Origin of the sequence: Burkholderia sp. 9777_1386 (genome assembly GCF_015712265.1) — a bacterium.
GTDB classification, from domain to species: domain Bacteria; phylum Pseudomonadota; class Gammaproteobacteria; order Burkholderiales; family Burkholderiaceae; genus Burkholderia; species Burkholderia cenocepacia.
In genome coordinates this window covers 16,298-28,650 of the sequence record NZ_JACCQB010000051.1, presented here as the reverse complement: position 1 = coordinate 28,650, position 12,353 = coordinate 16,298, and the positions used below count along the sequence as shown (strand labels likewise).

The window sequence follows — 12,353 nt, the reverse complement described above, 5'->3', positions numbered from 1 at the left end:
CATCAGAAATGCCCGGTGAAACGGTAGCGGCTGCCCGGGTGCCACAGATTCGCGATCGACGCGACCAGCCCCTGCGACCACGTGCGCCGATGCAGCAGCAGGCACGGCTCGCGATCGTCCATCGTCAGGTGGCGGCGCGTTTCGGCATCGGGCATCGCGGCCTCGATCCGGTATTCGACGCGCTGCAGCGGCGCGACGCGCGTCAGGTACTGGTTCGGCGTCGTCGTCGTGAAGTCCTGCAACGCGTATTCGGGCGCGCAGGCCGGATTGACCCAGCGTTCCTCGAGTTGCACGGGCGTGTCGTTCTCGAAATGCAGCACGCGCGAATGGAAGATCGGGCTGCCGGTGTCGAGCCGCAGTTCGTCGGCGAGCTTCGCATCGGCGACGGCCGCGCCGACCTGCAGCACCTGCGCGCGATAGCCGTGGCCGCGCGCGGCGACTTCGTCGGAGATGCTGCGGATCGCGACCAGCGTCGATTCGTATTTCGGTGACGCGACATACGTGCCGGAGCCGCGCGTGCGCGTGAGCACCTGTTCGGCCGTCAGCTCGCGCAGCGCGCGGTTGACGGTCATCCGCGCGACGTTGAATTCGCGTGCGAGCTCGTTCTCCGACGGCACCTGGTCGCCTTCCGCCCATTCGCCGGCATGAATGCGCGCGAGGATGAAGTCCTTGATTTCCTGATAGATCGGTGTGGTCATGGGATCACGATTTCTGGGTCGGCGGCGGGCCGCCGCCGAATGCCGATCCGGCGCGCGCCCGGCGCCGAGTGTACCGGTTTCGCGGGCGCGCCGGCCCGGATTCCCCGAATGATCCCTGTTCGGCCGGCGCGCGTCCATGCGGGATTGCACAGAGCGGCCGGCCTGCGACGGCTCGCTTGCGGTCAGAACCGATGCCGGATGCCGACCGTCGCGACCACCTGCGTGCGGGTCGACGAAGCCGCGACGCCCGTGACGTTCGCGAACCCGAGCGTCGCGCCCGTCGGCACGCCGAACTGGTGCTGATACACGGTTTCCGCATACACGTCGGTGCGCTTGCTCAGCGCGTAGTCGGCCATCAGCGTCACCTGGTGCCACTTCGGCCGGTGGCTGCCGGTTGCGTCGTCGTAACGGCCGTCGGTGAACGTATAGGCACCCGCGAACGAGACCGCCGGCGTCAGCGCATAGCGCGCGTTGATCTCGTAGTTGTCGAAGCGCAGCGCGTTCAGCGCGCCCGGCAGCGACGACGCGGCCGTTTCGTCGAACATCGCGTGCGTCCACACCGCGCCGATCGTCAGCCGGTCGAACGCGTAGCTGCCGCCGGCGCCCATCACGCGCTGCCGGACGGCCGGGAAGTTCGGCGCGTCGTTGGTCGACAGTGCGCCGCCGGCCGTCAGCCCGCCGCGATTGAGCTGCAGGTACGCGGCGCCGACGCTGACCGGCCCGTTCGCATACGACACGCCCGCGCTGTATGCACGGTTGTTCGCGAAGCCGCCGGCTGCGTTGCCGAACCCGTACAGGCCGCCGAACTGCCAGCCCGCGAGTGTCGGGCTCGTGTATTTCACCGCGTTGTCGATGTAGAACGAATCGTCGAGGTTGTCGTTGTCGAACGGATGCGACGCGAGGTTGTTGCCGTCGCCGTTGTTCGCCATCGTGAGCGGGCCGAGATAGTCGACCACGGCGTCGTACTGGCGGCCGAGCGTCAGCGCGCCGTATCGATCGCTCTGCAGGCCGACGTACGCGCGGCGACCGAACAGCGTGTTTCGATAGGACTGCGTGCCGTTGTTCAGGTTGAAGCCGCTTTCGAGCCGGAACAGCGCATGCAGGCCGCCGCCGAGATCCTCGTTGCCGCTCAGCCCGAAGACCGTATTCGACAGCAGGCCGCTGCCTTGCTGCCACGCGCTTTTGCCCGACTGGTTGTTCGTATAGGCGATACCGGCATCCAGCATCCCGTAGAGCGTGACGCTGCTTTGCGCATGCGCGACGGCGCCGAAGCATGCGAGCGAGAGGGTACCGACGACTGCTTTTTTCATTGCGTGTGTTTCCTGGAAAGGCCCGTTGCGACGGGAACGGCGATCCGCCGCGCGGATCCGTGCGGACGCGTGCGTGCGAATCGATGAAAAAGGGGGCGTGCGTGACGCGTGTCACGCGCGGCGGTGACGAACGCCGCTAGTGCTGCAACAGGCGGATCGCGCCGAACTCGGCGGCCGGCAGCAGGCGCAGGATCGACAGGATCGCGGGCGACGCCTGTGACCGTGCGACTTCGAGTTCGATGCACGCGCGCCCGGTGCGGCGGTCGAGCGCGGCCGTGTAGCAGTTCAGTGCGGCGCCGACGGCCTGATGCAAGCGACGTCGCACGACCGCGAGGTTGTCCGATTCGACGCGGATCGACAGCAGCACGAGTGTGTCCGCGGGAGCGCGACGCCGCGAGCGAGCGGGCGGCAGATGGCGTGAAGCAGTGGATTCGGTTCTGGTCGGTTTCATGGGCTCATCCCCGGTCGCGGCGCGCGCTGCACGGCGGAGATCTCGTTCTCGACATGGCGCCCATTCTAGAAATCGCCGCGGCGAGACGGTGTATAGACTCGCCGCGCGTCTGCAAAGGATGCGTAAACGCGCTGCGCCGGTGACCGAAGGCGGAAAGGGCACGATGAGCCGGCGGCGGCCACGCCGTCGTTGGACGAACGTCAGGCCGGTTCGGAAAACACGGTGCGGTGGCCGACAAAGTCTAGACAGGTGCCGGGCTCTGCCCAGCTGCCGCCGTACGCCGCAAGAAAGCCTCCATTCAGCCCCGCGTAATCCATAATTAAATGAAAATTAAGGAAAATCCTGTCGACGCTCCTAATCCGCCGACAATTAGAGATAAACACGGATTGCTGACCCTATCCTGGAAAAGGCAAAGTTGTATGTACAACTTGGAACATCGCCGGAACACGCGATTACCCGGTTGGAAGGATTCACGGCGGGCAGCCCGACCGGAATCCGCCCCAGTCCGCCTCTGACAGGAACGCCATGAAGAAACTCGCGCTCAGTATTGCCCTCGCCTGCCTCGCGGTCGGTGCCCACGCCAAGGATTGGTCGACGATCCGTTTCGGCGTCGACGCCAGCTACCCGCCGTTCGAATCGAAGGATGCAAGCGGCAAGGTCGTCGGCTTCGACGTCGACCTCGGCAACGAGATCTGCGCCCGCCTGAAGGCGAAATGCGTGTGGATCGAGAACGATTTCGACGGGATGATCCCGGCGCTGAAGGCGAAGAAGTTCGACGGCGTGCTGTCGTCGATGTCGATGACGCCGGCGCGCGCCGAGCAGATCGCGTTCTCCGACAAGCTGTTCAACACGCCGACGCGCCTCGTCGCGAAGAAGGGCGCGAACCTGCAGCCGACGGCCGAATCGCTGAAGGGCAAGTCGGTCGGCGTCGAGCAGGGCACCATCCAGGAAACCTACGCGAAGGCGTACTGGGCGCCGAAGGGCGTGCAGGTCGTGCCTTACCAGAACCAGGACGGCGTGTACCAGGACCTGATGTCGGGCCGCCTCGACGCGGCGTTGCAGGACGCGGTGCAGGCCGACATCGGCTTCCTGAAGACGCCGCGCGGTGCGAACTTCCAGTTCGCCGGCGGCGACATCGACGATCCGAAGACGCTCGGCAACGGCGCCGGCATCGGCCTGCGCAAGGACGACGCCGACCTGAAGGCGAAGATCGACCACGCGATCGCCGACATCATCAAGGACGGCACCTACAAGAAGCTCGAGAAGAAGTACTTCGCGTTCGACGTCTACGGCGGCTGACCGCCCGGGCGGCGCGCATCGATGGCGGCGCGCCGCCTGCGTTGCCGGATGCCGCACCGTGCGCGGGAGGCGTCCGGCTTGATGAGCAGGCTGCATCACGTCGTGCGCAGAACTCGTTTGCTGCGCGCTTAATGGCTATTGACAATCCAGCCACCTCGTTCTGGGTTCCTCATATGATCTTCCAAGGATTTGGCCCGCTGCTGTGGGCCGGCACGGTCGAGACCGTGAAGCTCGCGGTGCTGTCGCTCGCCGCGTCGCTGATACTGGGCCTCGCGGGCGCGGCCGCGAAACTGTCGGCCAACCGCGTGCTCAAGTCGGTCGGCACGTTCTATACGACGCTGATCCGCGCGGTGCCCGATCTCGTGCTGATGCTGCTGCTGTTCTACGGGATCCAGATCCTGCTGAACGACGTGACCGACCTGCTCGGCTGGGACCAGATCGACATCGACCCGTTCGTGGCCGGCGTCGTGACGCTCGGCTTCATCTACGGCGCGTACTTCACCGAGACGTTCCGCGGCGCGTTCCTCGCGGTGCCGCGCGGCCAGCTCGAAGCCGGCTTCGCGTACGGGATGAGCGGCTGGCGCGTGTTTCACCGCATCCTGTTCCCGCAGATGATGCGCTTCGCGCTGCCGGGCATCGGCAACAACTGGCAGGTGCTCGTGAAGGCCACCGCGCTCGTGTCGATCATCGGCCTCGCCGACGTCGTGAAGGCGTCGCAGGACGCCGGCAAGAGCACGCTCGATTTCTTCTTCTTCACGCTGGCTGCGGGCGCGATCTACCTCGCGATCACGACGGTGTCGAACGTCGTGCTGCATCACCTCGAGAAGCGTTATTCCGTCGGTGTCCGGAGGCTCGCACTGTGATCGAACTCGTCAGCCAGTACTGGCAAAACTATCTCTATTCCGACGGCTACCGCTTCAGCGGCCTTGCGATCACGCTGTGGCTGCTGGTCGTGTCGATCGCGTTCGGTTTCGCGCTCGCCGTGCCGCTCGCGATCGCGCGGGCGTCGTCGAACCGCTGGATCTCGGGCCCCGTGTGGCTCTATACGTACGTGTTCCGCGGCACGCCGCTCTACGTGCAGCTGCTGATGTGCTACACGGGCATCTACAGCCTGCAGGTCGTGCACGACCACGTGCTGCTCGACACGTTCTTCCGCAACGCGATGAACTGTACGCTGCTCGCGTTCGTGCTGAACGAATGCGCGTATGCGACGGAGATCTTAGCGGGCGCGATCAAGGCGACGTCGTCCGGCGAGATCGAAGCCGGGATGGCCTATGGGATGTCGCGCTTCAAGCTCTATACGCGCATCATCCTGCCGTCCGCGCTGCGCCGCTCGCTGCCGAGCTACAGCAACGAAGTGATCCTGATGCTGCATGCGACGACGCTCGCGTTCACCGCGACCGTGCCCGACATCCTGAAGGTCACGCGCGACGTCAATTCGGCAACCTACATGTCGTTCCAGGCCTACGGCATCGCAGCCGTGCTGTACGCCGTAGTCGTGTTCGCGCTCATCTGGGCGTTCCGCAAGCTCGAGACGCGCTGGCTCGCGTACCTCGCGCCGCGCAGCCATTAACGCATCCGCAAGATCCGCAACGAAGGACCCAGCATGTACAAGCTTACCGTTGACAACCTGCACAAGAAATTCGGCGACAACGAGGTGTTGAAGGGCGTGTCGATGAAGGCGAAGGCCGGCGACGTGATCAGCATCATCGGCTCGAGCGGCTCCGGCAAGAGCACGTTCCTGCGCTGCATCAACTTCCTCGAACAGCCGTGCTCGGGGCAGATCACGATCGGCAGCGAGCCGATCCAGACCACGCGCGACCGCAACGGGTCGCTGCGCGTGGCCGACCAGAAGCAGTTGCAGCGGATGCGCACGAAGCTGTCGATGGTGTTCCAGCACTTCAACCTGTGGGCGCACATGACGGTGCTCGAGAACGTGATCGAGGCGCCGATGGCCGTGCTCGGGGTCGGCAAGGACGAAGCGATCGCGCGGGCGCGCAAGTATCTGGAGAAGGTCGGCCTCGCGCCGCGCGTCGAGGGCATGTATCCGTCGCATCTGTCGGGCGGCCAGCAGCAGCGCGTCGCGATCGCGCGCGCACTCGCGATGGAGCCGGAAGTGATGCTGTTCGACGAGCCGACGTCGGCGCTCGATCCGGAACTGGTGGGCGAAGTGCTGAAGGTGATGCAGAAGCTCGCCGAGGAAGGGCGCACGATGGTCGTCGTCACGCACGAGATGGGCTTCGCGCGCAACGTGTCGAACCACGTGATCTTCCTGCATCAGGGGAAGATCGAGGAGGAGGGCGATCCGCAGCAGATCCTCGTGAATCCGAAGAGCGAGCGGCTCGGGCAGTTTCTGTCGGGGCGGTTGAAGTAATAAACGCGTCTGCCGGTTGCATCGCAACGCCCGTGAAGCCGCGCAGGCTTCACGGGCGTTCACGCGGGTAACGCCTGCTATTGCGCGAGCGCGTCCGTCAACGGCCGCTGCGCGACCTGTACGAGAGTGTCGCGGCCCGCGCTCGGGCTAGACCATTGCAGATGCATGCTGGCCGGCCCGCTCGCATGCACGTACTCGACGCGGATCGGCACGTTCCGCTTCTGCGACAGGTGGATGCGGCCCTTCGCGGTCGCGAGTCCCGGCTGTTCCTTGTCGATCACCTTGCGGCCGTCGATCCACACGCGCGCGACGTTGTCGCTGGTCACGCTGAACGTGTAGTTGTCGGCCTTCGGAATGTCGAGCGCGCCGGTCCAGCGGATCGCATAGTTCGTCGCATTCATCCCCTTCGACGCATCGGGCGAATCGGTGCCGCGCTCGGTGTTCAGGTCGAAATCGACCAGCGGCGTGATCGACGAGAACACCGGCGTCGTGAACGTCGTGTCGTTGTAGTACGTCGCGTTCAGCACGCGCAGCCGCGAGCTGAACGCGCTCGCGAGCGCCTGCACCTCGGCCGTGCTCCACGGGTGACCGTCGGGGTAGAGCGTGCCCTGGAACGGCGTCGCCGGCTCGACGGTCGCCGGGGCGGACGCCGTCTGCCCCCAGTGGAAGCGCGTATTCGTGCGGCCGATCATCAACTCCCACACGAGGAAGCCCGTCTTGCCGCCGTAGGTGGATGCGATGCCGGCCATCGTCTGGCCTGCCTGGCCGCCCGGCCAGCCGCGCTGCAGCGTTTCCGAATTCAGGCTGTCGAGCAGGCTCGGCGGCAGCGAGTAGTCGGGCGTCGTCGCGTTGAGCGCGTACGGGTGGAACGCATGGAAGTCGGAGAAGTAATCGCCTTCCGGCTCCTGCACGTTCGGCGAATTGATCGGCTGCGTCGCGCCCGCGTTCAGGATCGCGATGCGCGCGTCGTTCATCATCAGCGCGCGCGTCGGCTGCAGCGCGCCGTTGCCGCTGCAGCCGGGCTCGTTCATCGGCTCCCAGTACAGGATGCGCGGGTCGTTGCGGTGCGCGGACACGAAATCGGCGATGTAGTGCTGCAGGTCCTGCTTGTAGGTGGTCGACGCGCCGGCCGCGATCGGCTGCAGGTACTGCTGCTCGACCGACTGCCCGGGCGACTGCACCCAGCGGCTGTTGTGCACGCCGAAGATCGGCGCGGGCTGCGGGCCGTACGCGGGATCGACGTGCCAGCAATCGTCGTAGAAGATCGGCGCGACCTTCAGCCCGTGGCGCGCGGCGATCTCGAGCAGGCTGTCGAACTTCGCGAGGAACGCGTCGCGATCGTTGACCCAGTTCAGGTAGTGCAGGTACACGGTGATCGTGTTCATCCCGTACGTCTGCGCGTAGTCGAGCTCGCGGTCGACGATCGCCGGATCGTAGTGCTGCCAGAAATCGATCGCGTTGACGGCATTCCACGGGTTGTACACGGCGCCCACCACGCGCGAGAAGTCGTAGGTTTTCGGCGCGACGTCCGGATGGCGGCTCACGGTCACGTTGCTGAACGCGACGCTCGCGCCGAAGCGGCGCAGCCCGAACGCGCCCGCGCGCAGCGCGGTCGTCAGGCCGCTCGTCGCGTCGTTGATGCTGATCACCTGCGCGCCGTCGACATACACGTCGATCGCGTTGTTGCGCGTGACGACCTTCAGGTGATGCGTGCTGCCCGGCACGACCGCGGGCGCCGGGTAGTCGATGAAGTCGGTCCAGTTGTTCTGCTCGCGGCCGACCTGCACCACGTGGCGCACCGCGTCGAGCCCGATGTAGTAGCCCGTCAGCGCATCGGTGCCGACCGACGGGTTCGTCACGTGCACGATGAAACCCGCATTCGCGGTATTCGCGCCGGGCGCCGGCGCGCCGATCGTCACGTCCGCTTCGTACGACGCGTGGCCGTACGCCGGATGCTGCGCGTTGGTGACGAGCTTCGCGCCGTCCGTGCTCGTGCCGTCGATCCGGATCGTGTTCGTGCCGCCGCTCGTCCACGCCGGACCGTACGTATCGAAATCGGCGAGCGTCAGCGTTTGCGTGTCGGTCGCGACGGGCGGTGGCGGCGGCGCATACGGCGGCACGCCGCGCGACGACACGCGCAGCGCGGGCGTCGGCCCCGGCAGGCCGAGCGTGACCAGCTGGTTCGGGAAATGCGACGGGCCGCCGTGACCCATGTTCATGAAATCGCTGGATGCGGCGGCGTTGGCCGTGGCCGCACTGTCGCTGGACGCGGCATCGACGGACGCATGCGCGGCAAGCGCGGATGCCGACGGGGTGGACGAATCATCGCCGCCGCACGAGGCGAGCAAGACGAAGACCGCGAGCGCGGCGGGCTTGAGACGAGACGTGATAGTCATTCTGGACTCCGGATCAATGGGGAGAAGCGGACGACTGGTGACTCGATGCGATGAAGCGGTGCCCGGACGGCAAGCGTCGCGGCACGGTGCGCGTGTGATGTGCGGACGGCACGGAGCGGGCCGCGCGGCGGGTTCGCGCGCGGTCGCTTCCGGTCACCGTCTCGTCGTGTTGTTCTGTCGTGGCCCGGGGTTCTGCCCGATGCCGACGCAAGTATAGAAATGACGGAGAAATATTACTAATAATTTAGTGATGGTGTTTACCCTCGAATGGGCGGCAACCGAGGGCAAGCAGGGGGCCGGCAGGGTGTGCAAGCACGCACGGGCGGCGAATGTGCCGCCCGCGTCGCAGGGGGGTGTCGGAAGGAGGAAGGGGCGCGCCTACGCGCTCGCCGATTGTGCGGCAGTCTCGACGGTCCGCACCGACCCGCGCTCGACGAGCGGCCCGTCGAGCTTGATCGCGCGGCGGCGCACGGGCATGCCGACCGCACGGTTCTGTTCTTCCTGCAGCAGGATCTCGACCGCCCAACGGCCCAGCTCGTAGTTCGGCAGCACGATCGTCGACAGCGGCGGGTGCGTATGCCGCGCGATTTCCTGGTCGTCGTAGCCGAGCACCGAGATGTCGTCGGGCACGCGCATGCCGAGATGCTTGACGGCCTCGATCGCGCCGATCGCCATCAGGTCGTTCGCGCAGAAGATCGCGGTGGGCGGGTTCGGCTCGCGCAGCAGCGACAGCGTCTGCTCGAAGCCGGTGTCGGAGCCCCAGTCGCCGTCGCGCACGAGTTCCGGCGCGAACGGGATGTCGGCCGTGGCCAGCGCGGTGCGATAGCCCTTCAGCCGGTCCTTCGCGGCGTCCTGCCACGGTTCGCCGTTGACGTAGCCGATGCGCCGGTGGCCCGCGCGCAGCAGGTATTCGGTCGCCGCATGGCCGCCCGCGACTTCGGCCGGCACGATCGACGACAGCCCGCTGTCCGTCGTGTAGCAGTTGAGCAGCACGGCCGGCACGCGCAGCAGCTCGGCCGGCAGCGCGACCTTGCGCGTATAGACGGTCGCATAGACGACGCCGAGCAGGTTCGGCATCGCGAGCACCGATTCGAGCACCTGGCGCTCGATGTCGACGTTGCCGTGCGTCGAGTACACGGCGAGCAGCTTGCCGTTGGCATACGCCGCGTCGCGCGCGCCGTCGATGTTGACGACCGGGTGCGGGCTCGTCGAGATTTCGTCGGCCAGATAGACGATCAGGTCGCGCTCGCCGCCGTGCGTCATCGTCACTTCGCGCGGCAGGAACCGGTAGCCGAGCTCGTGCGCGATCTTCAGCACTTTTTCGCGCGTGGCGTCCGAGAACTTGGTGCCCGCCGCGTTGTTCAGCACGAGGGAGACGGTGGATTGCGACACGCCGGCAAGCTTGGCGATGTCGGTCATCGTGGGGCGACGTTGAGTAGAGCGTTTCACGGTAGGAGCGCGGTCCGGCCTCGGCAGGATGGGCAAATAAAGTCGGTGATGAACAGCGGGTCGGATCAATCTGACCCGACGGTAACATCGGCCATTCGGGCCGGCAATCAAGCTTTACGCGTGTTCCGCCGGATGCGTGGATGTCCCGATAATAATATCAACAAATATTATTGACCACGCGGGCGGCGCCGTGCCATCCTTGGCCGCACATGCCCGCGGCCGGATGCTGCATGCCGGCGACGGGGTCGTCAGCTTCATCCCGGGATGATCGATGCCGATGGGAATGCCCCGCCACACCGACCTGATCGAACTCGCCAGCGGGTCGACCCGCGTCCGCGTCGCGCCGCTGGCCGGCGGCTCGATCGCCGCGTACTACGACGAAGCGCCGGACGGCCCGCAGCACTGGTTTCGCCCGACCACCGAAGCGGCGCTCGCGAGCGGCGATCCGCTGCGCTTCGCGAGCTTCCCGCTGTTTCCGTACTGCAACCGCATCCGCGACGCGAAGTTCGAATTCGACGGCCGCACGATCGACCTGTCCGGCCCGGACGATGCGTATCGTCACGCGCTGCACGGGCACGGCTGGCTGCGTCCGTGGCAGGTCGAGCGGCGCGACGAGATGCAGGTCGACCTGCGCTTCGAACATCGCCCCGATACAAGCCGCGCGGGCGACTGGCCGTTCCATTACGAGGCGCGCCAGTCGATCCGGCTCGACGGCCCCGTGCTGTCGATCACGCTGTCCGCGCGCAACCTCGGCGCACAGCCGATGCCGTTCGGCATGGGCCATCACCCGTATTACCTGCGCACGCCGCACACCGTCGTGAAGGCGCACGTCGACGCGATGTGGCATGCCGATGCGGACGTGCTGCCTACCCACGTCGGCGATCACCCGGCCGTCGCCGCGCTGCGCGGCGGGATGCCGGTCGATGCATTCGAGCTCGACAACAATTTCGTCGGCTGGTCGCGCGAAGCCGCGGTGATCTGGCCGGAGCGCGGCCGGCAACTGGTGCTGCAGGCCGAGCAGCCGTTCGACCAGCTCGTCGTGTACGCGCCGTCGGGCGCCGACGCGCTGTGCGTCGAGCCCGTCACGAACACGACGGACAGCTTCAATGCAACGGAACCCGCATCGCTCGTCGGCGGCTGCGTGCTGGCGCCGGGCGAGTCGCTGCAGGCGACGTTGCGGTGGACGCCGGGCCCCGCCTGACGGGTTCGGCGATACGGGATTATCCTGAGTCGGGCAGGCGATAATATCGAGTAATAATATTAATTCGTGACGCCGATGCCGTCCGCAGGCGACGGGGCGCGGGCCGATCACGCCATCACAACATTTGGAGACGATGATGCCGAGCCGTGCAAAGCTGCAACGTATCGTGGTGACGATGGGTGTGACGCTCGGATGCGTCGCGATCGCGCATGCGCAGGACAATGCGCAGAAGGTCGGTGCGAGTTCCGCGCAGACCTGCACGAATCCGAAGCCGGGCAGCGTGAAGCTGACCGATCTCGTCGTCGGCTTCTCGCAGTCCGAGAACGAACAGAACCCGTTCCGCGCGACCGAAACCGCGTCGGTGCGTGCCGCCGCGAAGGCGGCCGGCGTCAAGCGGCTGCTGTATACGAATGCGAACGCGAACCAGGCGAAGCAGGTCGCGGATATCGAAAGCATGATCAACCAGGGCGCACAGGCGCTGATCGTCGCGCCGAACGATTCGACCGGCCTGCAGCCCGCGCTCGCGCAGGCGCGCGCGAAGGGCATTCCGGTCGTCACGATCGACCGCCAGACGGCCGGCACGCCGTGCCAGGATTTCATCACGTTCCTCGGTTCCGACTTCTTCCGGCAGGGGCAGCGCGCCGCGCAGGCGCTCGCCGACGCGACGGGCGGCAAAGCCGTGATCGCCGAGATCCAGGGCGGCTACGGCAATACCGTCGAGAGCCAGCGCACCGACGGCTTCGCCGACGGACTGAAGAAATTCCCGAACATGAAGATCGTCGCGTCGCAAACCGCGAACTGGTCGGCCACCGAAGCGCAGAAGGTGATGGAGCAGGTATTGCTCGCGCATCCGGACGTGAATGCCGTCTACGCGCAGGCCGACACGATGGCGCTCGGCGCGATGACCGCGTTGCGGCAGGCCGGCAAGCAGCGCGGCGTGACGGTCGTGTCGATCGACGGCACCAAGGACTTCGTCACCGCGATCGCGAACGGTTCGGCCGCGGCGAGCGTCGAGACGAACCCGCGCTTCGGCCCGCTCGCGTTCAAGTCGCTCGAAGCATGGTTCGCCGGCAAGCCGGTCGCGCAGAAGCAGATCATGGATGACGCGCTGTACGACAAGGCGAACGCGAAGCATTCGCTCGAAGCGAACCTCGTCTATTGATCGGCCGGCAAAC

Annotated in this window: 11 protein-coding genes; 6 read left to right on the top strand and 5 right to left on the bottom strand. The window is 66.3% G+C overall.

What is annotated here, in order from left to right; translation table 11 throughout:
* Positions 1–2: 2 nt before the first annotated feature.
* From hutC to H0X91_RS28080, 3 genes are all read right to left on the bottom strand, one after another.
* Entirely contained in the window at positions 3–698 is a 696-nt protein-coding gene (gene hutC / locus H0X91_RS28090; protein ID WP_006482530.1) for a histidine utilization repressor, read from the bottom strand.
* 182 nt (positions 699–880) lie between these two features.
* A complete protein-coding gene (locus H0X91_RS28085; RefSeq protein ID WP_196433543.1) occupies positions 881–2,008 on the bottom strand; it encodes a porin in 1,128 nt (375 codons plus the stop codon).
* Positions 2,009–2,144: 136 nt separating this feature from the next.
* Positions 2,145–2,459, bottom strand: coding sequence for a hypothetical protein (locus tag H0X91_RS28080; protein ID WP_006496057.1), 315 nt, complete (start codon positions 2,457–2,459; stop codon positions 2,145–2,147).
* A gap of 525 nt (positions 2,460–2,984) precedes the next feature.
* Here H0X91_RS28080 and H0X91_RS28075 point away from each other — a divergent pair.
* From H0X91_RS28075 to H0X91_RS28060, 4 genes are all read left to right on the top strand, one after another.
* Entirely contained in the window at positions 2,985–3,758 is a 774-nt protein-coding gene (locus tag H0X91_RS28075) for an ABC transporter substrate-binding protein (RefSeq protein WP_006482536.1), read from the top strand.
* Positions 3,759–3,931: 173 nt separating this feature from the next.
* Positions 3,932–4,621, top strand: a complete 690-nt coding sequence (locus H0X91_RS28070) for an ABC transporter permease (protein WP_006482533.1) — start codon at positions 3,932–3,934, stop codon at positions 4,619–4,621.
* Positions 4,618–5,331, top strand: a complete 714-nt coding sequence (locus H0X91_RS28065) for an ABC transporter permease (RefSeq protein WP_196433542.1) — start codon at positions 4,618–4,620, stop codon at positions 5,329–5,331. The genes H0X91_RS28070 and H0X91_RS28065 overlap by 4 nt, the downstream gene beginning before the upstream one ends.
* A gap of 33 nt (positions 5,332–5,364) precedes the next feature.
* On the top strand, positions 5,365–6,132 hold the full coding sequence (locus H0X91_RS28060; RefSeq protein ID WP_006482526.1) for an ABC transporter ATP-binding protein: 768 nt from the start codon (positions 5,365–5,367) through the stop codon (positions 6,130–6,132).
* Between the two features lie 77 nt (positions 6,133–6,209).
* Here H0X91_RS28060 and H0X91_RS28055 read toward each other — a convergent pair whose 3' ends face one another.
* On the bottom strand, positions 6,210–8,528 hold the full coding sequence (locus H0X91_RS28055) for a PA14 domain-containing protein (RefSeq protein WP_196433541.1): 2,319 nt from the start codon (positions 8,526–8,528) through the stop codon (positions 6,210–6,212).
* A 378-nt stretch (positions 8,529–8,906) separates the two neighbouring features.
* Positions 8,907–9,947, bottom strand: coding sequence for a LacI family DNA-binding transcriptional regulator (locus tag H0X91_RS28050; protein WP_006496055.1), 1,041 nt, complete (start codon positions 9,945–9,947; stop codon positions 8,907–8,909).
* Between the two features lie 313 nt (positions 9,948–10,260).
* Between H0X91_RS28050 and H0X91_RS28045 the strand changes: the two genes are divergently transcribed.
* Entirely contained in the window at positions 10,261–11,178 is a 918-nt protein-coding gene (locus tag H0X91_RS28045) for an aldose 1-epimerase (RefSeq protein ID WP_058902818.1), read from the top strand.
* A 133-nt stretch (positions 11,179–11,311) separates the two neighbouring features.
* A complete protein-coding gene (locus H0X91_RS28040; RefSeq protein WP_080403572.1) occupies positions 11,312–12,340 on the top strand; it encodes an ABC transporter substrate-binding protein in 1,029 nt (342 codons plus the stop codon).
* Positions 12,341–12,353: the final 13 nt, after the last annotated feature.

Coding starts and splice junctions, on each gene's coding strand:
- hutC (WP_006482530.1), bottom strand. CDS start 698: ATGACCACACCGATCTATCAGGAAATCAAGGACTTCATCCTCGCGCGC.
- H0X91_RS28085 (WP_196433543.1), bottom strand. CDS start 2,008: ATGAAAAAAGCAGTCGTCGGTACCCTCTCGCTCGCATGCTTCGGCGCC.
- H0X91_RS28080 (WP_006496057.1), bottom strand. CDS start 2,459: ATGAAACCGACCAGAACCGAATCCACTGCTTCACGCCATCTGCCGCCC.
- H0X91_RS28075 (WP_006482536.1), top strand. CDS start 2,985: ATGAAGAAACTCGCGCTCAGTATTGCCCTCGCCTGCCTCGCGGTCGGT.
- H0X91_RS28070 (WP_006482533.1), top strand. CDS start 3,932: ATGATCTTCCAAGGATTTGGCCCGCTGCTGTGGGCCGGCACGGTCGAG.
- H0X91_RS28060 (WP_006482526.1), top strand. CDS start 5,365: ATGTACAAGCTTACCGTTGACAACCTGCACAAGAAATTCGGCGACAAC.
- H0X91_RS28055 (WP_196433541.1), bottom strand. CDS start 8,528: ATGACTATCACGTCTCGTCTCAAGCCCGCCGCGCTCGCGGTCTTCGTC.
- H0X91_RS28050 (WP_006496055.1), bottom strand. CDS start 9,947: ATGACCGACATCGCCAAGCTTGCCGGCGTGTCGCAATCCACCGTCTCC.
- H0X91_RS28045 (WP_058902818.1), top strand. CDS start 10,261: ATGCCCCGCCACACCGACCTGATCGAACTCGCCAGCGGGTCGACCCGC.
- H0X91_RS28040 (WP_080403572.1), top strand. CDS start 11,312: ATGATGCCGAGCCGTGCAAAGCTGCAACGTATCGTGGTGACGATGGGT.